The 25312-nt window shown below is 64.5% G+C and carries 26 protein-coding genes; 20 read left to right on the top strand and 6 right to left on the bottom strand.

Annotation, left to right across the window (positions count from 1 at the left end):
- The first annotated feature begins 94 nt into the window (after positions 1-94).
- The 8 genes from VQ044_RS07080 to VQ044_RS07115 all read left to right on the top strand — a co-directional run bounded on the left by VQ044_RS07080 (position 95) and on the right by VQ044_RS07115 (position 7807).
- Positions 95-445 (top strand): I78 family peptidase inhibitor, encoded by a 351-nt coding sequence (locus VQ044_RS07080; protein ID WP_327623404.1) that lies wholly within the window; start codon positions 95-97, stop codon positions 443-445.
- Positions 446-597: 152 nt separating this feature from the next.
- Positions 598-1416 (top strand): FadR/GntR family transcriptional regulator, encoded by an 819-nt coding sequence (locus VQ044_RS07085; RefSeq protein WP_327623405.1) that lies wholly within the window; start codon positions 598-600, stop codon positions 1414-1416.
- A gap of 117 nt (positions 1417-1533) precedes the next feature.
- Positions 1534-2838, top strand: coding sequence for an ABC transporter substrate-binding protein (locus VQ044_RS07090; protein WP_327646595.1), 1305 nt, complete (start codon positions 1534-1536; stop codon positions 2836-2838).
- A 78-nt stretch (positions 2839-2916) separates the two neighbouring features.
- Entirely contained in the window at positions 2917-3813 is an 897-nt protein-coding gene (locus VQ044_RS07095) for a branched-chain amino acid ABC transporter permease (protein ID WP_327623407.1), read from the top strand.
- The gene (locus tag VQ044_RS07100; protein WP_327646596.1) at positions 3810-4805 is read left to right on the top strand and encodes a branched-chain amino acid ABC transporter permease; all 996 of its coding nucleotides are present in this window, start codon (positions 3810-3812) and stop codon (positions 4803-4805) included. Before VQ044_RS07095 ends, VQ044_RS07100 begins: the two co-directional genes overlap by 4 nt.
- Positions 4802-5554 (top strand): ABC transporter ATP-binding protein, encoded by a 753-nt coding sequence (locus VQ044_RS07105; protein ID WP_327623409.1) that lies wholly within the window; start codon positions 4802-4804, stop codon positions 5552-5554. Before VQ044_RS07100 ends, VQ044_RS07105 begins: the two co-directional genes overlap by 4 nt.
- 4 nt (positions 5555-5558) lie before the next feature.
- Positions 5559-6209, top strand: coding sequence for an ABC transporter ATP-binding protein (locus VQ044_RS07110; RefSeq protein WP_327646597.1), 651 nt, complete (start codon positions 5559-5561; stop codon positions 6207-6209).
- Complete coding sequence (locus VQ044_RS07115; protein WP_327646598.1) at positions 6206-7807, top strand: class I adenylate-forming enzyme family protein; 1602 nt, start codon at positions 6206-6208, stop codon at positions 7805-7807. Before VQ044_RS07110 ends, VQ044_RS07115 begins: the two co-directional genes overlap by 4 nt.
- Positions 7808-7822: 15 nt before the next feature.
- On the opposite strand, the gene VQ044_RS07120 is transcribed toward VQ044_RS07115, so the two are convergent.
- The 3 genes from VQ044_RS07120 to mobB form a co-directional block, all read right to left on the bottom strand.
- The gene (locus VQ044_RS07120) at positions 7823-9397 is read right to left on the bottom strand and encodes a bifunctional aminoglycoside phosphotransferase/ATP-binding protein (protein WP_327650840.1); all 1575 of its coding nucleotides are present in this window, start codon (positions 9395-9397) and stop codon (positions 7823-7825) included.
- Between the two features lie 49 nt (positions 9398-9446).
- Positions 9447-10298 (bottom strand): universal stress protein, encoded by an 852-nt coding sequence (locus VQ044_RS07125; protein ID WP_327623413.1) that lies wholly within the window; start codon positions 10296-10298, stop codon positions 9447-9449.
- A gap of 247 nt (positions 10299-10545) precedes the next feature.
- On the bottom strand, positions 10546-11052 hold the full coding sequence (gene mobB / locus VQ044_RS07130) for a molybdopterin-guanine dinucleotide biosynthesis protein B (RefSeq protein ID WP_327623414.1): 507 nt from the start codon (positions 11050-11052) through the stop codon (positions 10546-10548).
- Between the two features lie 164 nt (positions 11053-11216).
- Between mobB and VQ044_RS07135 the strand changes: the two genes are divergently transcribed.
- Complete coding sequence (locus VQ044_RS07135) at positions 11217-12104, top strand: helix-turn-helix transcriptional regulator (protein ID WP_327646600.1); 888 nt, start codon at positions 11217-11219, stop codon at positions 12102-12104.
- Positions 12105-12224: 120 nt separating this feature from the next.
- Here the strand turns inward: VQ044_RS07135 and VQ044_RS07140 are convergent, their stop codons facing one another.
- Genes VQ044_RS07140 through VQ044_RS07150 form a run of 3 tightly spaced genes read right to left on the bottom strand, consistent with a single transcriptional unit; the run spans position 12225 to position 14592 of the window.
- The gene (locus VQ044_RS07140; RefSeq protein ID WP_327623416.1) at positions 12225-13052 is read right to left on the bottom strand and encodes an extracellular solute-binding protein; all 828 of its coding nucleotides are present in this window, start codon (positions 13050-13052) and stop codon (positions 12225-12227) included.
- A 33-nt stretch (positions 13053-13085) separates the two neighbouring features.
- Positions 13086-13892, bottom strand: a complete 807-nt coding sequence (locus tag VQ044_RS07145; protein WP_327646601.1) for an ATP-binding cassette domain-containing protein — start codon at positions 13890-13892, stop codon at positions 13086-13088.
- A complete protein-coding gene (locus tag VQ044_RS07150) occupies positions 13870-14592 on the bottom strand; it encodes an ABC transporter permease (protein ID WP_327646602.1) in 723 nt (240 codons plus the stop codon). The genes VQ044_RS07145 and VQ044_RS07150 overlap by 23 nt, the downstream gene beginning before the upstream one ends.
- A gap of 159 nt (positions 14593-14751) precedes the next feature.
- Between VQ044_RS07150 and VQ044_RS07155 the strand changes: the two genes are divergently transcribed.
- From VQ044_RS07155 to VQ044_RS07205, 11 genes are all read left to right on the top strand, one after another.
- Positions 14752-15492, top strand: coding sequence for a TorD/DmsD family molecular chaperone (locus VQ044_RS07155; RefSeq protein ID WP_327646603.1), 741 nt, complete (start codon positions 14752-14754; stop codon positions 15490-15492).
- Positions 15493-15584: 92 nt separating this feature from the next.
- On the top strand, positions 15585-15782 hold the full coding sequence (locus VQ044_RS07160) for a twin-arginine translocation signal domain-containing protein (protein ID WP_327646604.1): 198 nt from the start codon (positions 15585-15587) through the stop codon (positions 15780-15782).
- A 58-nt stretch (positions 15783-15840) separates the two neighbouring features.
- Positions 15841-18831 (top strand): formate dehydrogenase subunit alpha, encoded by a 2991-nt coding sequence (locus VQ044_RS07165; protein ID WP_327646605.1) that lies wholly within the window; start codon positions 15841-15843, stop codon positions 18829-18831.
- Between the two features lie 16 nt (positions 18832-18847).
- Positions 18848-19444: a formate dehydrogenase FDH3 subunit beta gene (fdh3B, locus tag VQ044_RS07170; protein ID WP_327623422.1), complete on the top strand. Its 597-nt coding sequence runs from the start codon at positions 18848-18850 to the stop codon at positions 19442-19444.
- 166 nt (positions 19445-19610) lie between these two features.
- Positions 19611-20771 (top strand): formate dehydrogenase subunit gamma, encoded by a 1161-nt coding sequence (locus VQ044_RS07175; protein ID WP_327646606.1) that lies wholly within the window; start codon positions 19611-19613, stop codon positions 20769-20771.
- 19 nt (positions 20772-20790) lie between these two features.
- The gene (locus tag VQ044_RS07180) at positions 20791-22176 is read left to right on the top strand and encodes a cytochrome C (protein WP_327646607.1); all 1386 of its coding nucleotides are present in this window, start codon (positions 20791-20793) and stop codon (positions 22174-22176) included.
- 16 nt (positions 22177-22192) lie between these two features.
- Positions 22193-22318, top strand: coding sequence for a hypothetical protein (locus VQ044_RS07185; protein WP_327623425.1), 126 nt, complete (start codon positions 22193-22195; stop codon positions 22316-22318).
- Entirely contained in the window at positions 22318-23304 is a 987-nt protein-coding gene (locus VQ044_RS07190) for a S1C family serine protease (RefSeq protein ID WP_327623426.1), read from the top strand. Before VQ044_RS07185 ends, VQ044_RS07190 begins: the two co-directional genes overlap by 1 nt.
- Positions 23301-23492: a DUF6494 family protein gene (locus VQ044_RS07195; RefSeq protein WP_327623427.1), complete on the top strand. Its 192-nt coding sequence runs from the start codon at positions 23301-23303 to the stop codon at positions 23490-23492. The genes VQ044_RS07190 and VQ044_RS07195 overlap by 4 nt, the downstream gene beginning before the upstream one ends.
- Entirely contained in the window at positions 23492-24253 is a 762-nt protein-coding gene (locus VQ044_RS07200) for a biotin/lipoate--protein ligase family protein (RefSeq protein WP_327646608.1), read from the top strand. Before VQ044_RS07195 ends, VQ044_RS07200 begins: the two co-directional genes overlap by 1 nt.
- On the top strand, positions 24253-25302 hold the full coding sequence (locus tag VQ044_RS07205) for a DUF6352 family protein (protein WP_327646635.1): 1050 nt from the start codon (positions 24253-24255) through the stop codon (positions 25300-25302). Before VQ044_RS07200 ends, VQ044_RS07205 begins: the two co-directional genes overlap by 1 nt.
- Positions 25303-25312: the final 10 nt, after the last annotated feature.

Genomic DNA, 25312 nt, shown 5'->3' on the forward strand with positions numbered 1-25312 from the left:
ATCTGCGCCCGGACAACGAGGATGCACCTCAATCCCGGCGGTGATTCCGCTAGGGTCGAATGCCTGCATCACGGCGGATCATGAAGGAAGCGGCATGCAACGAACCCTTTCACTGGCTATCCTTTCGGGTGTGGCGATCATCACGGCCGGCTGCACCGCGAGCAACCGCGCCGAGCCCGTACCGCCGCCGCAAAGCTTGCCCATGCCGGTCGGTGGGCCGAGCATGCCCGCGCCTGAGCTGGAAGCCTGCAACGCCAACGCAGCCCGCGGCGTCCTCGGCCGAATCGCCAATGTCGAAGCCACCGAGGCCGCAAAGGCGGCCTCCGGCGTCGAGGACGTGCGCGTGCTTTATCCCAACCAGCCGATTACCCAGGAATTTGTCGAGACCCGGCTGAACCTCGAAACCGACGCGGAGAACCGGATCGTCAAGGTTCGCTGCGGATAAGGCCGACGGAGCGTCGCGAACCACATTCCTCGGTTGACGCTTCCCTGATCCTCCGCTTAGTCTGATTGTCGGACAATGAGAAACGTCGACGGCCGGAAGAGCCGCGGCACTCATGGGAGGAGGCCCGGCCTTTGTCGGGACGTGTGTTGCCAATGGCGGATCGAACGCCGGGGGCGGTATCGAGTGTTGCCGCGCCCCAGCAGACCCAGGACACCGCGACGCATTTTGCGGCGATCGAGTCCGCGCCGGCCTATCGGCTGGTGTTCGAGACGATCGAGCGGGAGATTCTCGACGGCCGTCTCGCGCTCGGCGATCGGCTGCCGACCGAGACCGAACTGGCGGCGCGCCTCGGCGTCCATCGCTCTACCACGCGGGAAGGCTTGCGGCTGCTCGAAGAGAGCGGCCTGGTGCAGCGCCGCACCGGCCGGCGCCTTTATGCCTCGGCACCACGCGCCGAGGATCTAAGCACCCGCGCCAGCCGCGCTCTGGCGCTGCAGCGCGTCAGTTTCGACGAACTCTGGCAGTTGCTGCTGGCGCTGGAGCCGGCGGCGGCGGCGCAGGCGGCGCTCGCGATCCAACCCGAGCAGATCGAAGCGCTGGAGGACAACCTCGCCCGCACCCGCGTGGCCGTGGCCGAGGGAAGCATCCTGACCACGCTGGATCTCGAATTCCATGCGCTGATCGCCGAAGCAACCGGCAATGCCACCTGGCAATTGGCGCGTGAACCCGCGGCGATGCTGCTGTTTCCGGCAAATGAACGGATGCTGCCACGCCTGAGCCAGGCCGGCGCGCGGCTGATCGAGGCGCACGAACACATCATTGCAGCCTTTAAGAAACGCGACGCGACCCTGGCGGCGGATTGGATGCGCCGGCACATCAACGACTTCCGGCGTGGCTACGTCCTTGCGGGCTGCGATCCGGACGAGCCGGTGCATCTGTCCGCGACGCAAAAGGGAGGCGCCCGCCGTTAACGACAGAGCTGGCCGACCGGTATGGGAGACCGGCGGCCCTGAACACCCACCGCAAACCGATAAACAAGGTCCGCCGCGGTCTGCGCGAAACGGACCTCCAAAGAGGAGGAAACGTCAATGAAACAGAAATCTTCACACGCCGGCATCGCCGCCGCGCTGATGGCCACCACGGCCGCCTTCGCCTTGATCGGCGCAGCCGCGGCGCAGGAAACGTTCAAGATCGGCGTGGTCACCTTCCTGTCCGGCCAGGCCGCTCAGAGCTTCGGCGTCCCCGCTTGGGACGGCGGCAAGATGCTGATCGAGAAACTGAACGCCGGCGAGGCCCCCGCCCCTTACGACACCAAGGGCTTCGGCGGATTGACGATCGAGCCGGTGGTGATCGACGAAGCCGGCGGAGCCACGGTGCAGGTGCAGGAATACCGCAACCTCGTACAGCGTGAGAATGTCGACGTGGTGGTCGGCTATGTCGGCTCCGGCGACTGTTTGGCGGTCGCACCGGTGGCCGAGGAACTCAAGCAGTTCACGATCCTCTATGATTGCGGCACACCACGGGTCTTCGAGGAAAATGACTACGAATACGTCTTCCGCACCGCGGCTCACGCAACCCAGGACAACGTCGGGCTGGCCCGCTACCTGAAAGCACTGGATATCAAGGTCGAGACGTTCTCCGGCATCAACCAGGACTACGCCTGGGGTCAGGACAGCTGGGGCGACTTCAAGGCCGCGATGGGACAGATCTATCCCGACGCGACCGTGACCGCCGAGCTTTTCCCCGCCTTCGGCGCCGGCCAGTACGGCACCGAGATTTCGGCCCTGCTGCAGGGCAAGGCCGACGTTGTGCATTCGTCGCTCTGGGGCGGCGACTTGCAGGCGCTGATCCTGCAGTCACTGCCGCGCGGCCTGTTCCAGCGCAGCCAGGTAGCATTTTCCGCGGGCGATCACTCGCTGCCGCCTCTCGGTAAAAACATGCCCGAGGGGGCGATCGTCGGCGCCCGTGGTGCCTACGGTTTCATGGCGCCAGAATCCGAGCTGAACACGTGGTGGAAGGACAACTACGAGTCCACCTACAACGTCATGCCGGTGCAGGCGCCTTATCGCATGGCCCAGGCGATCCTCGGCCTGAAGACCGCCGTCGAAAAGGCCATGGCTGAAAACGGTGGCAAGAAGCCGAGCAGCGAGGAACTCGCCGCGGCGATGAAGGGGCTCAGTTGGGAAAGCCCGGGCGGCCTGATCGAGATGGTCAACGGCAACGGCCACCAGGCGATCCAGCCGATTGGCTTCGGCCGTTCGAAGAAGGATGAGAACGGCGAGATCATCCTCGACGACATCATTCGGTTCGACGCGCGCTGCGTGAACCCGCCGGCCGACATGAAGGGTCTCGAATGGATCAACGCCGGCTTCCCCGGCGCCACATGCGAATGATGATCTGACACGGCAAAACGACCGGGCCGCTCGGCGGCCCGGTTTACCGCAATCCTGCGACGGGTGGACCACGCCGCGATGGACATCGTTCTCACCATCATTCTCGACGGACTGATCTACGCTTCCTGGCTGTTCATCGTCGCGCTCGGGCTGACGCTCGTTTTCGGCGTGTTGCGCATCCTCAACTTCGCCCATGGCGGCCTGTACGCCCTCGGCGCCTATGCCGCGGCGGTCGCCGTGCCCTTGTTCGCCGGCTGGGGCCTGCCCGAATGGTTCAGCCTCGTTGCGATGTTCATCGCCGCACTGGCAGTCGCCATCGTCGTCGCCCCGCTCATCGAGCGCGGGCTGCTACGGTTTTTCTACGGCCGCGACGAGGTTCTCGTCCTGCTGGTCACCTACGCGGTGTTCCTGATGCTGGAGGACATCACCAAGATGGTCTTCGGGGTCGACCCCTATTACGTCTTCGAGCCGCGCAATCTGTTCGGCAATGTCGAGGTCGGCAGCCTGTTCTATGTCGGCTACGACATCGCGCTGATCGGGCTGGCAATCGTCTGCGGCGTCGGCGTCTGGCTTGGCCTCACCCGCACCCGGATCGGCAAGATCACCGTCGCGGTGATCAACGAGCCGGAGGTGAGCGCGGCGATGGGTGTCAACGTCACCCGCATCTATCTTCTCGCTTTCGGCCTCGGCGTTTTTCTCGCCGCCCTCGGCGGGGCCTTCACCAGCCCGCTCATTTCGGTGCAGCCGGGCATCAGTGTCAGCGTGATCATCGTCAGCTTCGCGGTCGTCATCATCGGCGGCCTCGGCTCGATTCCCGGTGCCGCGATCGGGGCGCTGATCGTCGGACTGGCGCGATCCTTCGCGGTCTATGAAATACCGGAGGCGGAGATTTTCATCATCTATCTGGTCATGGTCGTCGTGCTGATCTTCCGGCCCGAAGGCCTGTTCACCCCGGTTCAGGCACGCAAGATATGAGCGCGCCCATGCGAACCCTCGCCATCGCCGTCCTCGGCGCCATCGTCTTCATCGCGCTGGGCTGGATGCTGCCGCTCTGGCTGCTCTTCACCATGACCAAGGCGATCGCCTTCGGGCTGATCGCGCTCGGCATCGTCGCCCTGATGCGCGGCGGTCTCGTCTCCTTCGGCCAGGGGCTCTATTACTGCGTCGGCGCCTATGTGTCGGGCATGTTGGCCAGCCGGCTCGGGATCACCGACGTCTTCGTCCTGCTGATCGTCGGCGGGCTTTCCGGCGGCCTCGTCGCCGCCCTCGTCTCGCCGCTGATCGCGCGCTATCGCGGCATCTTCTTCGCCATGCTGACCATGGCCCTGTCGATGGTGCTGTACGGCGTTCTCGCCAAGGTCACGGCGATCGGCGGTTCGGACGGCTTCAACGTGCCGCAGCCCACTTTCCTCGGCTTTCTGCCGGGCACCGGGTCCGCCGATTTCGCGCTCTACGCCGTGGCGGTGGGCGTCGCCGCCATCGCCGCCGCGGTCTGCCGGATCTATTTCGATAGCGGTCCGGGGCTGATCTCGCTGGCGGCGCGGGAGAATGAACTGAGAGTCGAATATCTCGGCGCCTCGGTCTTCGCCCTCACCGCCCGCAATTTCATCCTCGCGGGCGTTCTCGCCGGCCTCGGCGGCGTGCTCAACGGCGTCGCGCTGGGGCATATCGACCCGTTCTTCGCCTACTGGACGACGTCGGGAGAAGTCGTATTCATTGCCGTCCTCGGTGGCTATGCCAGCGTCGTCGCGGTGTTCGGCGCGGCGCTGGTCACCGAACTCGTGCGGTCCTTCGCCAACCAATATTTCCCCGACAGCTGGCAGCTGGCGCTCGGCCTGTTCCTGCTGCTGGTCATCCTGTTCCTGCCGCGCGGCTTCGGATCGCTGTGGGCCGGCGCTACGGGCGGGCGGGCCGCATCGAAATGGCGGGCGCGGAACACCACGCCGGACGAGGAGCCAGCCGAATGAGCGAAGCCGTTCTCGAGGCGCGCGGCCTCATGAAATCCTTCGGCGCGCTAGTCGCGGCAAACGACATCAATATCTCCGTCACCCCGACGGCGCGGCTTTCGCTCATCGGCGCGAACGGAGCGGGCAAGACGACCTTCGTGAACATGGTCACCGGCTATCTCAAGCCCGATTCCGGGCAGGTGCTGCTCGACGGCCAGGACGTGACCGGCCTCGCGCCACGGCACATCACCCGGCGCGGCATGTGCCGCTCCTTCCAGATCCCGCAGCTTTGCGAAACCATGACGCCGGTCGACAACATTCTGGTCGCCATGGACATCGCCAAAAAGGACCGCCCGTCCTTCTTCCGTCCGGCCCATACGGAGGAGTCGCTCGACCGGGCGCATGAAATGCTGGGCCGCTTCGGCCTGTCCGACTACGCCGATCAGCCGGTCGACGAATTGCCCGGCGGCGTGCGCAAGTTGATCGACATCGCCATGGCGCTGGCGAGCCGCCCCAGGGTACTCTTGCTCGACGAGCCGACCTCCGGCGTCAGTTCCGAAGAAAAGTTTCCCCTGATGGACCGGGTAATGAAAGCCCTGTCGGGCGAGGACGCCGCGGTGATCTTCGTCGAGCACGACATGGATATCGTGACCCGCTACGCCGACCGGGTGCTCGCCTTCTACGCCGGCGAGATCATCGCCGACGACGCACCCGACGAGGTGCTCTCGGACCCGGCGGTGCAGAAATACGTCACCGGAACGGCGAGGTAGACCGATGCTCAGCCTGAAGGACGCCCATGTGAAGATCGGCTCGGTCGAGGCCGTGCGCGGCTTTTCGCTCGAGGTCGGCGCCGGCGAGATGGTCGGCCTTGCCGGCCGCAACGGCGCCGGCAAGACGACGGTGATGCGCACCATCATGGGCATCACCAAGTTGACGCGGGGACGTCTGCATTTCGACGGCACCGATATCACCGGCCTGGAAGTGCATAAAAGGGCCGGTCTGGGCATCGGCTACATGCCGGAGACGCGTGGACTGATCCCGGATTTGACGGTGGAGGAGAATATCCTTCTGCCCACCTGGGTGACCTCCGTCGATGGCGCAGCGCGCCTCAAGGTGGTCTACGAGATCATGCCGGAACTGGCGAGCATGTCGGACCGCAAGGCGCTGCTGTTGTCCGGCGGACAGCAGAAGATGGTGGCGCTGGGCCGAGCGCTGACGGTCGGCACCCGCCTCCTTCTGCTCGACGAGCCATTCGAGGGCGTGGCACCAGCACTGGCGCAGCGCCTGTCCGACGTGATCTCGGCCTTGAAGAGCGACGAACTATCGATCGTCATGAGCATGTCGGAACTCACCCATTCGCACACCGTGCTCGACCACGTCTGGGGCATCGAGCGCGGCGCCAATGTGGTGGCCGAGGCCGCATGACAGCCTCCCGGCGCTTATGGAAAGACGCGCCTGTCACGCGCGCCGAGGCGCATTTCGGCGACCGCGTCGTCACCTGTTTCGTGGATCGTCCGGCCAACGCCGACGCCATGCTTCGCGCTGCCGCCGCCGCCAATCCGCGAGGCGACGCCGTCGTGGATGGGACCGTCCGGATCTCTCACACCCAGCTTGACGCGATGAGCGATGGCGTGGCTGGCGGTCTGGCGCCGCGCGGCATCGCAAAGGGCGACCGGGTCGGCCTCCTGGTGCGTAACCGCTGGCAATTCGTCGTGGCACTGACCGGCATTGTGCGCGCAGGCGCCATCGCGGTCCCGTTGAGCGTCAGGGCGAGCGCGCGGGAAATCGCGTTCATTCTCGACAATTGCTGCGCCGGCCTGACCATCTGCGACGCCGAAAAGGCCGAGTTACTACCCGACACCATGGCGCGCGTGGTGATCGACGGGCCGGCGGGCGACAGCTTCGAAGATCTCCTCGCCGCGGCACCGGTGACGACACCGCCGGACCTTCGCGAAGAGGATATCGCCGTCATCCTCTACACTTCCGGCACCACCGGAACGCCCAAAGGCGCGATGCTGACCCATCTCAACATCGTCCACTCATGCCTGCATTATGCTCATTGCTTTGCCCTGACGGCCGCCGACCGCTCGGTGGTGGCAGTTCCCGCGAGCCACGTCACCGGGCTCATCGCGAGCGTCTATGCACCGCTCGCCGCCGGGGCAGCGGTGGTCATGATGGAAAAATTCGACGCCGACGCCTTTCTCGCCCTCGCCACCGACGAACGGATGACAGTGACGATCCTCGTCCCGGCGATGTACAATCTGTGTCTGCTGCGCGCCGACTTCGCCCGGCACGACCTCGGCGCCTGGCGCATCGGCGCCTTCGGCGGCGCCCCAATGCCGGTCGCCACGATCGAACGCATCGCCAAGCTCTTGCCGAACCTCGACCTGATCCAGGCCTATGGATCGACCGAAACCACGTCGCCGGCCACGATCATGCCGCCCGGCGGCCAGGCCGCCGCTCCCGCCAGCGTCGGCGCGCCCGCGCCCTGCGCCGAGATCCGCGTCATGGACGCGGCGGGACACGAGGTCGCGACACGGGAATCCGGCGAGGTCTGGATCGGCGGGCCGATGGTCGTGCCGGGCTATTGGAACTTGCCGGAAAAGACCGCCGAGAGTTTTCACGCGGGGTTCTGGAAATCCGGCGATGTCGGGCGTTTCGATGGAAACGGGCTGCTTTATATCCACGACCGGCTCAAGGACATGATCAATCGCGGCGGCTACAAGGTCTACAGCGCCGAGGTCGAGAACGTCCTGTCGTTCCATCCCGGCGTCGCCGAAGCCGCGGTCGTTCCCCGGCCCGATCCGGTGCTCGGCGAAAAGGTCCACGCCTTTGTCCACCGGTCAGATCCGGACCTCAACGAGGCGGCCCTCAAAACCTTCTGCGGCGAGCGCCTGTCCGACTACAAGGTGCCGGATTTCTTCACCTTCACCAGTGAGCCCCTGCCACGCAACGTCAACGGCAAGCTGATGAAACAGGCTCTTCGCACCAGGGCGGCGGCGGCCGATGGGGACGGCGACTGATCGCGAGCGTGCGATTCAGTCGTCGCGCCGATCTCTGGCCACGCGGTGGATCGGACCGTCCGAAGCCCCCTCGACGACGCGGCGCGCCGCGTCGGCCACCGCACTGATCTCGGCCTCGCTCGACAGATGCGTCCAATCGGCCGGCGCACGCGACCGGCTCACCTGATCCCGCACAACCTCCGGCGTGGCATCGGAGGGGTCGCCGCGACGGGCGGCGACCCGCTCGACCAGCCGCTCGGGCCGGGCTTCGAGCCACAGCCCAAGGAAGGGGAGCGACCCGCCCTCACCAATGCCGGCGATCCGCTCCCGGTCGGGCGGGCGGTCGAACACCGCGTCGGCGACGACGCCGTGCCCAAGGGGCAGGATCGCGCCGGCTTGTTCGGCCAGCCGCGCGTAAACGGTTTCGGAAACCTGCGGCCGGTAGCACTCGGCCGGCAGCGGGGTTTCGGCGGCAACGCCGAACAGGTGCTTGCGGATTCGGTCGCTGGCAAGGATGCGCGCGCCCGGCGGCGGCCCGATCCGCGGCGCGATCGCCGCCGCGACGGTGGATTTTCCGGAGCCCGACAGTCCCCCGACCGCCACCAGGCGACCGGCGCGGGGCCGCAGGAGATCGAGCGCGAGATCGAAATAATCATGCGCCTCGGCTCTCAGTGTCGACCCGTCGGGCCCGGCATCGGCGGCCCGCGTCGCGGTGACATGGGCGCGAACCGCGGCACGCAGCGCCATTAAGAACGCCAGCAGCGGCAGACCGTCCGTCTCGTCGCTCTCGTCCAGATAGCGGTTGAGGACGAGGTTCGCGCGTTCCTCCAGCCCGCGATGCCAGAGATCCATCAGCAGGAAGGCCAGGTCATAGAGGATGTCGGTGGTGGCCATGGCCTCGTCGAATTCGAGGCAATCGAACAGCGTCGGCTCGCCCTCGAAGACGCAGATATTCCGCAAGTGCAGATCGCCATGACAGCGGCGGACCTTGCCCGCCGCGCCGCGCGCGTCGAAGAGCGGCATCAGGCGAGCGAAACCCTCGCGGAACCGGCGATTGAAATCGGCGACCGCCTCTTCGGGAAACACCTCGGTGGTCGCCAGCGCGCGCTCGTTGATATCGAGGACCAGGGCCACCTGAGCCGAGCCGCTGACGCTGCGATCGGGCGCGATGCCGGCATGGAATGCCGCGATCCGGTGAGCGAGCCGCGCCATCAGAGGCGCCGTCAGCGTGCCCTCCATCGCCATGCGATCCAGCAGGCAATCCTCGTCGAAACGGCGCATCTCGACAAAGGCGTCGACGAGCTGCCCTTCGCCGTCGATGGCGAGACTGCCGTCCGGCTCGCGCGTCACCCGGCGCACGGCGCGGTAGAGCTTTGGTGCGGTGCGCCGGTTGAGCACGAGTTCCCGCTCGCAGGTCGCGAGCCGGCGCTCGGGCGTCGAGAAATCGACATAGGGCAGATGCACCGGCCGTTTCAGCTTGATCGCCCGCTCACCCGAGAGAAGGACAGTGGAAATATGCGTGACGATCGTTTTGACCGTCGACGCATCGCCGTCGTCGAAGGCCTCAGACGTCAGGAAGGTGATCGTTTCGTCCTGGCTATGGGCGGGCATCGTGCGTCACCGGTGATCGTTCTGCCGAGCGGCCATTGGGCGGGAGGCGTCAGTGCGCCATGAGCAACGCAATCGTGCTGCGTTCCAGGAGTTCGCGGGTGACGCCACCGAACAGCATTTGGCGAAGCCGCGTACGCCCGTATGCGCCGACGACGATCAATTCCGCGCCGAGGCTCGAGGCCTCGTTCAAAAGAACAGCGGCCGGATCGTCCGACTGCGGCAGGTGCCGTATCTCGACGGCGACGCCGTGCCGCGCGAGATGCCGGGCCATATCGGCCACCGACTCCCGATGCCGTTCCTCGTCCGAGGACGTCTCCGCGACCGAAACCAGATACACCCCCTTCGCCCGTTGGAGAAACGGGAGGGCCGCCTTGATGGCATGGGAACACTCGGTCGCATCCTTCCAGGCGATGAGAATGGTCTCCGGTTCCCTGGCATTCACCGCATTCGGCGGAACGACATAGGCGGGAGCTCCGGCATCGAAGATCACGGCCTCGAATATCTCCGGCCACTGCCCGCCGTCGCCATGCGGGCGTCCGACGACCACAAGATCGACAGAGCGCGCCGGCGGTCCGATCCATGCCCCGAGTTCCTGGTAGGCATAGTCGATCCGTCTGATCTCGCTGGGCGCGCGCAACCCGGCCAGACGCTCCCGCGCGCGTATTTCCGCGGCATCGCCCTGTTCCACGCCACGCTTCCGGAGCTCGGCGTTGAGCCATGAACGGCCGGGCCCGGGCGGGATGGGAGCCGCCTGCAGATAATTCATCAGGAGAGCGATGAGGGGAGCGTCGAACATCGTCGCGATCATGTCGGCATGGCTCGTCTTCGCCGCATCGCCGTCCGAACCGTCGACATGGACGGCAATGTCCCGGATCGCCTGGGAAGGCATGGCAAGGTTCATGGATGACGACCTTTCGATTCTGCGGACACGCGACCGGCATCATCTTTGTCGGCGAATCCCGTTGTCGCCCTTGATCCCGGTCAATCGTGCTCACGCTATCAGGAATCGAACGGACAACGGTCACCCTTCCGCCCAGCACCCTATAGACGCTGCTGCCGTTCCTCGCCGAGCGGTCAACCGTGCCGGATGCCGGAACACGCGCGCTCGTCACGGTGGCACGCAGGGGTGGCCACCAAATCATGGCCCGTCAGGCCAAGCCTTGTTGGCTGACGATGAACGTCGCGATCGCGGCGACATCATCCAGATCGAAAACCGGAACGACGGCCTCGTCCACCGGGTGATCGGCGGCGATGGCGGCAATCGCCGGAATGGTGCCGAGCATCGGCGTGCGCTCCTTCGACGCCGTCCGGCGGCATTCGATCTTGGGATGCGGCGCGGCCTTGAACCCTTCCACGAGCACGATGTCGCACGGTTCGAGCCGGGCGATAATCGCGTCGAGCGTCGGTTCGCTCTCGCCGCGCAATTCGTGCATCAATGCCCAGCGCATGGATGAAACGATCGCCACCTCGCTCGCGCCGGCCGCACGATGGCGAAAGGAATCGGTGCCCGGCGTATCGATCTCGAAGGCATGATGCGCATGCTTGACCGTCGAGACGCGATATCCGCGCTGGGTCAGTTCGGTGACGAGACGCTCGGTCAACGTCGTCTTGCCGGAGTTCTTCCAGCCGGTGATGCCGAACAGGCGCTGCGTCATGGTCGAAGCAATTCCAAACAGGTTTCTGCCCGCCGGGCGATGTGCGGTCAGGACCGTGTAAACGTCGGCTCGGTGTCGTCAACTCCGGGAGGCCCGCTTTTCTCGGCGCGCTATCCTTCGCGTCGCGGTTTGCCGCCACCGCCCCGACGCGGCTAAATGCGGTGATGGCCGAATCGACGCCCCCCTATCTGACGACCCGCGAACTCGCCGATCTGCTGCGCATCAAGGAACGCAAGGTCTACGACCTCGCCGCGAATGGCGAGGTCCCGTGCGTCCGCGTCGTCGGAAAGTTGTTGTTCCCGGAAGATGAGGTGGCGGCCTGGATAGCGGCGTCCCGCTCCGGCCCTGTCGTGGCCAGCCGCCAATTGCCGTTGATCCTGGCCGGCAGCCATGATCCCCTTCTGGAATGGGCGCTGCGCCAGTCCGGCAGCGGATTGGCTGCCTTTTTCGATGGAAGTCTGGACGGGATCACGCGGCTTGGACGGGGAGATGCGGCAGCCTGCGCGACCCATATCAGGGAAAGCGACGGCTGGAACGTCGACACGGTTCGCCGAATCCTCGGCGAAGCGCCTGTGGTGCTGATCGAATTCGCGCGGCGCCAATGCGGCCTGATCGTCGAGTCAGGCAATCCCAAGCAGATCGCCGCAATCGCCGATCTCAAGCCGCTTCGGTTCGCCCGCCGCCAGCCGGGCGCCGGCGGCCAGCGCCTGTTCGAGATGTTGGCGCAGGAAGCCGGCGTCGACATCTCCGCTCTCGCCGGTCCGCAAGCGCCGGCGAAAACCGAGGACGACGTGGCCCGCCTCGTGCTCGACGGCAAGGCGGACGCGGCTTTCGGCCTCGCCGCGATGGCCGAGCAATATCGACTGGGATTCATCCCTCTGGCGGAGGACCGCACCGACTTGCTGGTCTGGCGTCGCGCCTATTTCGACCCGCCGTTTCAGCGACTGCTGCGGTTTCTGGCCTCCGACGAATTTGCCGACCGCGCTTCCGAGATGTCCGGCTACGACATCGGCGGAACCGGGACCGTCCACTACAACGCGCCCACCCCATAGGACCCCGTTGTTTCGTTCCGCCGGGGGCAAGATTTTCGCCCGACGGAACGGCTTCGGCGATGATGGGCGGGCCGCCAAATCAACCCGAAGGTTTGCGCCCCGGCGTCGCCGTGTCTGCCGTCACTTGGCGTTCGGAAAGAACAGCTGCTGGCCGTCGACCTTGTAGTTGGCGATCGCGGCTTGCCCCTTTTCGCCCGTCAGCCAGTCGATGAACGCTTGTCCCTCGGCGACCTTGACGCCCGGATGCTTCTTCGGATTCACCAGAATGACGCCGTATTGGTTGAACAGCTTCGGGTCGCCCTCGACGGCCACGGCGAAGTCGCCCTTGTTGCCGAACGAGATCCAGGTGGCGCGATCCGTCAAAATGTAGGCGCTCATGCCGACGCCGGTGTTCAGCGTCGCGCCCATGCCCGACCCGGTCTCTCGGTACCAGTCGCCAGAGGCGGCGCCGACATCGATGCCCGCTTGCTTCCACAACCGCTGTTCGGCCTTGTGGGTCCCTGAATCGTCGCCGCGAGAGGCAAACGGCGCCTTGGCTTCGGCGATCTTCCGCATGGCGGCGACGGCGTCGTTCATACCGCTGACGCCGGCCGGATCGCTCGGCGGTCCGACGATGACGAAATCGTTATACATCACGTCGAAGCGCTCGACGCCGCCGCCCTCGGCGACGAATTTTTCCTCCGCCGGTTTGGCGTGGACCAGGAGGACATCACCGTCGCCGTTTTCGGCGTTCTTGATCGCCTGCCCCGTACCGACGGCAACGACACGCACCTCAATGCCGGACTCTCTCGAGAATTCAGGAAGAATGGCGTCCAGCAAGCCGGAATTCTGTGTCGAGGTCGTCGACTGGACGACGATGAACTTGTCCTGCGCTAGCGCCGAACCCGGCCCGGTGGCGATCAGTGCGGCCAACGCGATGGCGAGGGAAATATAGATGCGTTTCAACATGTGGTCTGTGTCCTTGCTGGTTGTTGTCTTGGTTCAAAACAGAAGTGCGCCGGCGAGAAACGCCCGCGCCGGCTGGGTGCTCGGTTGCTTGAAAAACGCGGCCGCCGACGCCTGCTCAACGACCCGCCCTTGGTGCAGGAAGACGATTTCGGCGCCGAGCCGGCGGGCCTGGCCGATATCGTGCGTGACCATGACGACCTTCACACCCCGCTCCACCGCCTGGAGGATCAGGGCCTCGATCCGGTGCGTCGCCGTCGGATCGAGGCTCGACGTCGGTTCGTCGAGAAACAGGATGTCGGGCTCGGTCGAGATGGCGCGTAGCAGCGCCAGCCTCTGCTGCTCGCCACCGGAGAGGGTTCGAGCCGGCTGCCGGGCCTTGCCCGCGAGATCTCCGATCTCGAGCAGCGAGCGAATGCGGTTCGCCCGCTCGCGGCGGCAAACACCGTGCGCCTGGAGCGCGAAACTGATATTGGCGGCGACCGAGCGACGCAGGACGACAGGCCGCTGGAATACCATCGCCTGACGGCGGCGTATGCGCGCGCACATCGGCTGACCGCCATACAGCACCTGCCCTTCCTCCGGATCAATCAGCCCGTGGAGCAATCTGAGGAGCAGGCTCTTGCCGGCGCCGTTCGGTCCCATGACCATGGTCGGCCCGCGACCCGACAGGGTCAGAGCATCGATATCGACGAGACGCTTTCCGGATGCGCTGAGCACCAGCCCCTCGGCATGGATCGGCAGGACCGACGCCGAGGCCTCGTCCAGGGAGCGCAACGGCGTGTCCAGCCCGCCATCGCGTGCATGCGGGATCGCCCGATCAGGCATTGAAGCGATTGGCATAGGCCGCTCCCTTCGTCGTGCTGTCGAGCAGGGCAACCGACGCGTTCACCGCGACTGCGAGGAGGATCAGAATGGCCCCGAGCGCCAGGGCCAGCGCCAAATTGCCCTTCGATGTCTCAAGGGCGATCGTCGTCGTCATGACCCGGGTAACATGATTGATATTGCCGCCGACGATGATGACGGCGCCGACTTCCGCGATCGCCCGCCCAAAGCCGGCGAGGAAGGCGGTCATCAGGCTGGCTCGTCCGTCCCAAAGCAGCGTCGGGATGGAGGCAGCGCGCGAAACTCCCAGCGAACACAGCTGTTCGGCATATTCCGCATGCAGGTCTTCAACGGCCTGACGCGTCAATGCCGCGATGATCGGCGTCACCAGCACGAACTGCGCGATGATCATAGCCGTCGGCGTATACAACAGTTGCAGCACGCCCAGCGGGCCGGCGTTCGACAACATCAGATAGATCACCAGACCGACCACCACCGGCGGCAAGCCCATGAGCGAATTGATCACGATCACGGCGGCGCGCTTGCCCGGAAATCGGCCGACTGCCAGCGCGGCGCCGAGGGGCATGCCGAACAGCGCGGCAAGGGCGACAGCGCTCAGCGAGACCCGCAATGACAGAAGAACGATCGCCCAAAGCTCTCGATCGCCCCCGACGATCAAGCTCGCCGCATGGCTAAAGCTTTCTGCAAAATCCTGCATTTTTTACATTTCAACACGGATATTCGGATATTTCGCAGGACTTATGTCAAGGACAACGCCGTAAGTCCACCCGTACCAAGCCACGCGCCGTCGAAAGCCGCCTCTCTTGTACGGCGCTGCGCGTTACCAGCCACCGCTAACGCGCTGTAAACCGGTCGTGTGGGAAGCCGCGGGCTGGCGCAGAAAAAAGCCGAATCACCGGCCCGGAAACGGCGCTTATACGTCTTTAGTCTTATGCAAATCGCGTTGCCGAATCCCGGATTTGCTGGTTTAGTTGCGCTAGGGAGAATCCGGTTGCCACAGGAAAACGTCGCCATTTCGCACGGACTGCCAGAACCGGAACAATTGCGCGTCAATCTCTACCGTTTGATGGCTCGCCTCTTGGCATTGCCGGCCGATCGCAAGTTGCTTGATATGCTGGGCGCCCTGTCGGGCGACGACACGGACTTGGGCGCCGCGATTGGCGATCTGTCCATGGCGGCGCAGGCGCTATCCGAGGATGCTGCGCGCGAAGAATATCACGATCTATTTATCGGCGTCGGCCGGGGCGAGTTGGTGCCCTTCGCCTCCTACTATCTGACAGGCTTTTTGAACGAGAAGCCCCTGGCCCGCCTCCGCGACGATATGGCGCCGCTCGGCATTGCGCGCTCGACCGGCGCCAAGGAGCCCGAGGATCACATCGGCGCCTTGATGGACATGATGGCCGGCCTCATCGACGGATCGTTCGGTCAGCGCCAGCCGCTAGAAACGCAAAAAGCTTTCTTCAAGAAGCATATCGGCTCTTGGGCCGGACATTTTTTCGCCGATCTGGAAAAGGCGCCATCGGCGCGATTGTTCCGGCCGGTCGGCGCGATCGGCAGGCACTTCCTGGAGGTCGAGGAAGCCGGCTTCGACATGTAATCGACGACGTTATGCCGACTGACCGGGTGGGTGAGGCTCGCAACGGTTTTTGGGAATATTGGAAACGGGTCTCGCGAACAGAGGAGATACTCATGAGCGCCAAGGGCAAAGACGCCAGGACAGATCGCCGCGCTTTCCTGAAATTCGCCGGCTTGGGGACCGTCGCGACCGGCGCGGCCCTCGTGACGGGCGGGCAGGCCGATGCCGAGGTCGCGGATGCAAAATCCGCGGCGCCCGGCTACCGGGAAACCGATCATGTAAAGACGTTCTATCAGACCGCGCGTTTCTGACGCGAACCACTAACAGGCCAGTTTGCAGGCGACTGCGACGGAGGAAACGGAGACAACCATGCTCAGGAAGAAGGCTGTAGGGACTGCGAGAAGTCCCCGGGTGTCATCTGCGCTGTCGGAATTCGGAAACCGAGCGGTCGATCGCCGCACGTTTCTGAAACGATCCGGGCTCGCCATCGGCGGCGCGGCCGCGATTTCGTCGCTATCCGGCGGGATGGTGCGCCGGGCGGAAGCCGCGACAGACGCGGCTAACGGCAACATCGAGATCAAGAAATCGATCTGCACCCATTGCTCTGTCGGCTGCACGGTCATCGCGGAGGTTTCCAACGGCGTCTGGATCGGCCAGGAGCCGGGCTTCGATTCCCCGTTCAACCTCGGCGCGCATTGCGCCAAGGGCGCTTCGGTGCGCGAACACGCTCATGGCGAACGCCGGCTGAAATATCCGATGAAGCTCGTCGGCGGAAAATGGCAGCGCGTCAGTTGGGACGAGGCCATCAATGAAATCGGCGACAAGATGCTCGAGGTTCGCGAATCCAGCGGGCCCGATTCCGTTTATTGGCTGGGTTCGGCCAAGCATTCCAACGAGCAGGCCTATCTGATCCGCAAATTCGCCGCCTATTGGGGGTCGAACAACATCGATCACCAGGCGCGTATCTGTCATTCCACCACTGTCGCGGGTGTTGCCAACACCTGGGGCTATGGCGCGATGACCAACTCCTACAACGACATCCACAATTCCAAGGCGATCTTCCTGATCGGCGGCAATCCGGCGGAAGCCCATCCGGTTTCGCTGCTGCATCTGTTGAAGGCCAAGGAAGAAAACAACGCCCCGCTGATCGTGCTCGATCCGCGCTTTACGCGCACCGCGGCGCATGCCGACGAATATGTCCGCTTCCGGCCGGGCACCGACGTGGCGCTGATCTGGGGCGTCCTCTACCACATCTTCGAGAACGGCTGGGAGGACAAGCAGTTCATCCAGAGCCGCGTCTGGGGCATGGACCAGATCCGCGCCGAAGTGGCGAAATGGACGCCGGAGGAAGTCGAGAGGGTCACGGGCGTGCCAGGTTCGCAGCTGAACCGCGTCGCCCGCACGATGGCGGAAAACCGTCCCGCCACGCTGATCTGGTGCATGGGCGGCACCCAGCACAGCAACGGCAACAACAACACCCGCGCCTACTGCATCCTGCAGCTGGCCCTTGGCAACATGGGCACGGCCGGCGGCGGTACCAACATCTTCCGCGGCCATGACAATGTGCAGGGCGCGACCGATCTGGGCGTGCTCGCCGACACGCTGCCCGGCTATTACGGGCTCAGCGATGGTTCGTGGGCCCACTGGGCGCGCGTCTGGGAAGAGGAACTGGACTGGCTAAAGGGTCGGTTCGCGGTGATGCCGGGCGCAGGTGCCGACGGCAAGGACCGCATGATGATGAACGAGACCGGTATTCCCGTGTCCCGTTGGATCGACGGCGTTCTGGAAGCCAAGGAAAACCTGCAGCAGCCGGACAACACCAGGGTGATGGTGTTCTGGGGCCATGCCCCGAACTCGCAGACCCGCTTGCCGGAGATGCAGAAGGCGATGGGCATGCTCGACCTTCTGGTCGTGATCGATCCCTATCCGACCATGACGGCGGTTCTGCAGGATCGCACCGACGGCGTCTATCTGCTGCCGGCGGCCACGCAGTTCGAGACCGTCGGTTCGGTCACCGCGTCGAACCGCTCGCTGCAATGGCGCGAAAAGGTGGTCGAGCCACTGTTCGAGTGCCTGCCCGACCACACGATCATGTACAAGTTCGCGGAAAAATTCGGCTTCGCCGATCGCATGTTCCGCAACATCGAGGTCAAGGACGGGGAACCCCTCGTCGAGGACATCACCCGCGAGTTCAACCGCGGCATGTGGACCATCGGCTACACCGGTCAGTCGCCGGAGCGGATGAAGTCGCACATGGAAAACCAGCAGACCTTCGACAAGACCACCCTGCGCGCCGTTGGCGGCCCGCATGACGGCGAGTTCTACGGCATGCCCTGGCCGTGCTGGGGAACGCCGGAGATGAAGCACAGCGGCTCAGCCAATCTCTACGACACGTCGATCCCGGTGGCCCAGGGCGGCATGGGTTTCCGTGCCCGCTTTGGCGTCGAGCGCAACGGCGACAATCTACTGGCCGAAGGCTCGTGGCCGGTCGGCTCGGAGATCGAGGACGGCTATCCCGAGTTCACCATGGCGATGCTGAAAGAACTCGGCTGGGACAAGGACCTGACGCCGTACGAGCGCAAGTATATCGACTATGTCGCCGGTTTCGCCGACCAGCGTCCGACAGCGGGTCAGGAGGTCGGAGAAACTTCCGATCAAGGCGAACTCCCGTCCGACTACGAGAAGAAGATCGGCGGCGTGAACTGGAAAACGGACCTCTCCGGCGGCATCCAGCGGGTCGCCATCGCACACGGTTGCACGCCTTACGGCAATGCCAAGGCGCGGGCGGTCGTGTGGACGTTCCCCGACCCCGTCCCCATCCATCGCGAGCCGCTCTATACGCCGCGCCGCGACCTGGTCACCGACTATCCGACCTATGAGGACAAGACCTTCTGGCGCGTGCCGACGGCCTATGCGTCGATCCAGAAGAATGACTTCTCCAAGGACTTCCCGATGATCATGACGTCGGGCCGGCTGGTCGAGTATGAGGGCGGCGGCGACGAGTCGCGGTCGAACCCTTGGTTGGCCGAACTGCAGCAGGACATGTTCGTGGAGATCAATCCGTCGGACGCCAACGATTTGGGCCTTCGGGATCGCGACACGGTCTGGCTGCACAGTCCGGAAGGCGGCAAGATTCGCATTATGGCGATGATCACCGAACGTGTCGGCAAAGGCGTCGTCTTCACGCCGTTCCACTTCGGCGGCTATTTCCAGGGTGTCGATCTTCGCTCGAAATATCCGGAAGGGGCGGATCCCTACGTTCTCGGCGAGGCCTGCAATACCGCGCAGACCTACGGCTACGACTCGGTGACCCAGATGCAGGAAACCAAGACGACCCTGTGTCGGATCGAACGGGCGTAAAGGGAGGAATAAGACAATGGCTAGAATGAAATTCCTTTGCGACGCCGAGCGCTGCATCGAGTGCAATGCCTGCGTGACAGCATGCAAGAACGAGAATGAAGTGCCGTGGGGGGTCAACCGCCGGCGTGTCGTTACCATCAATGACGGCAAGCCCGGCGAGCGCTCGATCTCGGTCGCCTGCATGCATTGTTCGGACGCGCCGTGCGCGGCGGTGTGCCCGGTCGACTGCTTCTACACGACAGACGACGGCGTAGTGCTGCACTCCAAGGATCTGTGCATCGGCTGCGGATACTGCTTCTACGCCTGCCCGTTCGGCGCGCCGCAATATCCACAGGCGTCGAATTTTGGTTCGCGTGGCAAGATGGACAAGTGCACCTTCTGCGCTGGCGGCCCCGAGGAAGACAATTCGGCGGTCGAGTTCCAGAAATATGGCCGCAACCGCCTCGCCGAGGGCAAGCTTCCGCTCTGCGCGGAAATGTGCTCGACCAAGGCGCTTTTGGCCGGCGACGGTGACACCGTTTCGGCGATCTACCGCGAGCGTGTCGTTGCCCGGGGCTTCGGCGCCGGGGCTTGGGGTTGGGGCACCGCCTACGGTCAGAAGACCGGCGGCTGAGCCAGCCATCGTCTGTTACCGGCGGGCGGCTCCGGCTGCCCGCCGTTTTGTCCGAACAGTAAGGCGCGGTGTTTGCCGTCTTGCCCGGCAGTCTATGCTGGGTTCGGTGTTTTCGATCCGCTCAGGAGAACAGCAAATGCCCAGCTTGAGGATGCTCCGCGCTCGCTTGACCCGGCTTGTGTCGATGCGTTTGCTGACGGCGATCGCACCCGTCATTGCCGCGGCATTATTCATGACATTGGCGGCAACCAGTGCAGGAACCGCGCAAAGTTCGGTCAGACCGCCTGAGAGCGCGATCTCCGCGACCGGGTCGCCGACCGGCGGCGCGGTGCCCGGAGACGCCCTGGGCACGACCTCGGATGCGGAAATCTGGCGGGCTGTCCGCCAAGGCGTGTCGGGCAACGTCTCGATCCCGGACAAGAAGGCCGGGGTGCTGGTCCAGTCTGAAGGCGAGTCCTGGCGCTTGCTGCGCAACGGACCGATGTTCGACTATCTCGGCCTCGCCATGATCGCCACGCTGATCCTGCTGGCGCTGTTCTTCGCCATTCGTGGCCGCATCCGCGTCGAACACGGCCTGTCTGGCGTCAAGATCAAGCGTTTCTCGACCGTCGAGCGCACCGGCCATTGGCTGATGGCGCTGTCGTTCATCATCCTGGCGATCAGCGGCCTCAACGTCTCGTTCGGGCGAAGCGTCATCATTCCGCTGATCGGCAAGGAGGCGTTCGGGCCGATCTCCGAATTCCTGAAGCTGTCCCACAACTACGTCGCCTTCGCCTTCATGCTTGGTCTGGCGATCGCATTCGTCACGTGGATCGCGCACAATCTGCCGAGCCGGCACGATCTGGTGTGGCTCGCCCATGCCGGCGGCTTGTTCTCCGAAGGCGTCCATCCGCCAGCAAAGAAATTCAACGCGGGACAGAAGATTATCTTTTGGCTGGTCATGCTGGGCGGGCTTTCGCTCGCCGTCTCGGGCTGGGCCTTGCTGTTTCCGTTCGAGCACAGTTTCTTCGGCGACACTTTCACCGGCCTCGCCTCGATCGGCCTTGATATACCGGCGCTGTTGGGACTACCGCAGCCACCTTATTCGGCAATTCTGGAGCAACAGTTCAACACCGTCTGGCACGTCGTCATGGCCGTCTTCATGATCTGCGTGATCTTTGGTCACATCTATATCGGCAGCATCGGCATGGAGGGGGCTTTCGGTGCTGTCGGCAGTGGCAAGGTCGACCTGAACTGGGCCAGAGAACACCACTCGCTTTGGGTCGATGAGCTCCGCGAGAAGGACGCCATGCCCCCGGCCGCGGCCAATCCCGAGCCCGCGGAATAACAATCGGAAAGCAGGCGCGATGGACCGGACGCTCCGGCGGGTGACATTGGCAGCGCTCCTCACCTTCTTTGCGCCGGCGCAGTCCGCTTCGAGCGAGCAGGAATGGCCTGAGAAGCTCGTCGGCCATGGCGGCCCCGTCATGGCGATCGCCCTGTCCGATGATGGCTCCGAGGCGCTGACCGCATCCTTCGACTATTCGATCATTCGTTGGCGAATGCAGGGCCCGGAGGGCACGATCGTCGCGCGGCTGGTCGGACACAACGCCGCCGTCAATGACGTCGCCTTCGTCCCCGGCACCGAAAAGGCTGTTTCCGTCTCCGATGACGGCGCGTTCGCGATCTGGGATCTGCGGGAAAACCGTCTCGAAACCCTGATCGAGGATACCAAGGACAAGGTCCAGGACGTCGCAGTGAGTCTCGACGGGCGGTTCGCGGCCGCAGCCCGCTGGGACGGCACGGCGCGGATCTTCGATATCGCCGCCGGGCGTGAAATCGCCCGTGCCGAGGGCCATCGCGGCAATGTAAATGCCGTTGCCTTTTCGTTGGACGGCCGGCAGCTCTTCACCGCCGGTTACGACGGCACGGTTCGCGAGTGGCCGCTCGACGACGGGCTGATCGCCGGCCCCTCGCGCCTGCTTTACGCCCATGGCTGGGGCGTCAACGTGTTGACCGCCCTGCCCGGCGGTTCGCTGCTGGCCTTCGGCACGCTGAACGGCGTCACCGGCGTCATCGATCTTCCAACCGGCGAAGTCGCCGAACTGGCATCGAACGAGCACCCGATCCTGTCGATCGCTTCGTCGCCGCGCGCGGGGTGGTTCGCCACCGGCAGCGCCAAAGGGCATATCCGCGTCTTCGATGTGGATTCGGGAAACCTCGTGGAGGAGTACGGGGATATCTACGGCCCCGTATGGGGGCTCTCGTTCACGCCCGAAGGCACGCAACTCTATCGCAGCGGGCTGGACGATTTTGCGATCCGTTGGCAGGTCGCGCCGCGCCATCCTCGCGAGCCCATCCAGTCGGTCTATCCGCGCCGGTTTCAAACCGTTAACCGGGCCGGCCCGGGCGAAATCGAGTTCTTGCGCAAATGCTCGGTCTGTCACACGCTGACGTCGGATGACGCCAATCGCGCCGGACCGACGCTCTACGGCCTGTTCGGCAGGGTGGCCGGGACGGTACCGGGCTACAAATATTCTCAGGCCTTGGTAGAATCGGATATTGTCTGGACTCCGGAGACGGTTTCGCGGCTATTCGACGATGGACCGGATATCGTAACGCCGGGGACCAAAATGCCGGTCCAGCGGCTCAAGAGCGTCGAACGGCGGGACGCACTGATCAACTACTTGCTGCAAGCCACAGCGGCGGACGAAACAACGCCGCTGCCGGGCGAACGGCAGAACACGAACTGACGGAGTCGAACTGACGATGAGAGCCTTTCTGTTGAGCATCGTAATCCTGCTGGTCGTGGCGATCGGCGCTGGCTATCTCTTCGATTCCCAGCTTGAAACCCCGGCGAGCCAGGCCTATTCGACGGAGAACGTCCGGCTGTAATGGCGATTTCCCGCGGCCTCGCAGCTCTCCTTGCGCTGGCTTTAGCGGGGTTTGCGGCTGGCGCGGGCACGGCGGACGCTCTTGAAGCCGGCAATTGGCGCACGGCCATCGCAACCGTCGCGACGCAATCCGTGGTCGCCGTCCTTCCGGTGTTGCCGACGCACGAGATCAACCAGGAAGAGCCCGAGGGCACCGGGTTCGCGATCCGCGACGGCCGCACCATCGTGACGGCGGACCACGTGCTCGGACGTGCCAATGCGGTGCGGTTGCGGCTGTCCTCGGGAGCCGTCCGGAGCGCGGACATCGCTCTGCGTGACGCCGATACCGATATCGCCTTGTTGCATGTCAGCGATGCCCTTCCGCCCCTGGCCTTCTCCGCCGACGCGCGGACAGGCGCCGATGCTTGCGTCCTCGGAAACGCATTCGGCCTCGGGATCAGCCTTGCCTGCGGCGTGATTTCGGCGACCGAGCGACGTGGCGTCGGCTTCAACCGTATCGAAGATTTCATCCAGACCGACGCGGCGATCAATCCTGGCATGTCTGGAGCGCCGCTCATCACCGCGGACGGCAACGTCGCCGGTATGGCCAGCGCGATTTTCACCAAGTCGTCCGACGGCAATCTCGGCGTGAATTTCGTCGCCTCCGCGCGGTTGCTCGAAGCGGTGCTGGATGACGCCGAAGATGGCCGTATCGACCGGCGCGCGGCGGGCGTCATCCTGCGCCCGCTTCCCGCGCCCGGCGAGACCGGAGAACCCGGCGCCGAAGTCGTGCGCGTGGCACCGGGATCGCCGGAAGATCGGGCCGGAATCACTGCGGGAGACCGAATCCGAGCCATCGGCGATCTGCCGGTGCGGGGCCAACCCGACTATCTCACCGCGCTCGTCCTCGACGCCGGGCAAGAAACGCTCACCTTTTCGATTGAACGGGCCGGTGAATTGTTGGACATCCTCGTCCACGACAAAAGCGAAAAGGGAAAAAACCGATGAGCGAAGAAGCCTTCAACATGTCGCTGAGAAAATTCCTGAAACAGGTCGGGGTGACCTCGCAGCACGAAATCGAGGATCTGGTGCGCACGGGAAAGGCGGGCTCGGGCTCCCTAAAGGTCAAGATCGTCCTGACCGCCGAGGGCGCGCCGCTCAATCATGTGGTCGAGGGCGAAATCCAACTCCCGTGATGACCGCAGCGCCTGAGGTCCAGCAACTGGCCGATCCGGAATTTCCGCCTGTCTTCGCCGGTCACGCGGTCGCTGCGGACGCGGATCCCTTCGCCGTCGCGGTGGAGGGTGCAGCGTCCGGTTCGTATGGAGCTGGAGATGTCGTCTGGAGCGAGGATCGACGCCGCGCCGCGGCTGCGTTCATTCTCGAACCGGAGACGCCTCTCGTCGTTGCGGCGCAGATGGTCCCCGTCATGATGGTTGCGCTCGGCGACGCGGTGGGCGCCATCGGCCCGCCCAATCTGGCATTGACCTTCCGCTGGCCCGGCACGATTCTGGCCAATGGCGGGATCGTCGGCAAGGTCGCGTTCCGCGCTCCGGACAACGCTGCCGCTGCCGATATTCCGGACCAAATCGTTGTCGGTTTCGAGCTGGCGCTCGACACGTCGGCCAATTCGCGCGGCGAACCCGGCCTCGACCCGAATGTGACCGCGCTTTACGAGGAAGGTTGCGGCGAATTGGACCGAACCAGCATCATCGAGGCCGTGGCGCGGCACTTCCTGTCATGGATCGACGGGTGGACGCATGATGGATTTCGCACCGCGCACCAGTCGTGGTTGTCGCGCGCCAACGATCTGGATCAGCAGATCGACGTGGCCGTCGACGGCGGTAATCGCTCTGGCAAGATGGTCGGCCTCGATGAAGAGGGCGGCCTGCTTGTTCAGGCGGAAGGGCAGACGGTGCTGGTCCCTCTTTGCACAGCGTTGGGAGTCGGCGCGTGATGGACGCTCAACCTGCTCATGCCCATAACGAGCAGCGGATTATCTGGAAATCCGCCGGGCTGCATTTGACGCACCGGCTCGAAAGCGGCTGGCTGGCCGTGACTCCGGACTTCCTGCGCGCCTATTATACGCGCCCGGAAATCCATCCGATCGAGGAGAGCTGCGAGAACGAACACCGCCTGTTCGAAAAGCTGATGGAGAGCCCGACCGCGCCGATCCTCGACGCGGAGCTCGCCGCGATCGCCGATACCGACGCCGCCGACAATTATCGCCTGGTGCTTGGATATCGCGATCACTTGTTGAAGCATGGCTCGATCGAAGCGGGTTATCTGGCGCTGTTTCAGCCGGGCGCACCGCAAGTGCCGCCGGTCTTCATCGAACAGATGGTTCATCTCGTATTGTCCGGCCTGTTGGCGGATGAGCGCGATCCCTTCGTGCTGCGCGCCGCCGAATTGTTCTTCCGCGACCAGAAAGCGACGACGAGCGATGGGCAACTCATGCTCGCGGACGCGGAAGTGGTCGAGATGTATTCGGAGTCCGGGGGGTTTGGTGGCCTTGGAGCCTTGCTGGCCGAGGCCGGAACGCCGATGCGCGAGGTCTCACTCGACGTGATGACCGAGGACAATGCGGCCGCCTATTGGGAGCGTGCCGATCAGTTCAACTTCGCGCTCGACTTCCGCTTTACCCAACCGGGACAGGACGCGCTGGCGCGCGTCATCGAACGATGGGTCGGTCATTTCATGCGGCTGCCGGTGCGCGTGCAGGCCATGCAGGCGATCAGCGACGAGCGCTGGACCTGGCATATCGGCCTCGACGCGGAAGCAACGCTGATACTGAACGGGCTCTACGAGGGGGAACCGGTCGACGAGAACCGCCTCAACCGCATCGCCGCGCTGTATCGCATGGAGTTCCTGGAATCCGACCGCCTGATCGAGACGATGCGGGGCAAGCCGGCTTATCTGGGCCTCGCGGCGTCGGGCGATAATCTCATTCGACTGAAACCGCAAAACCTGTTGACGAACCTTCCCCTGACACCGGGCATACAGTGAGCAAGGAAAC

The organism is Aurantimonas sp. C2-5-R2 (assembly GCF_036549495.1).
In the GTDB taxonomy this organism is placed as follows: Bacteria; Pseudomonadota; Alphaproteobacteria; order Rhizobiales; family Rhizobiaceae; genus Aurantimonas; species Aurantimonas coralicida_A.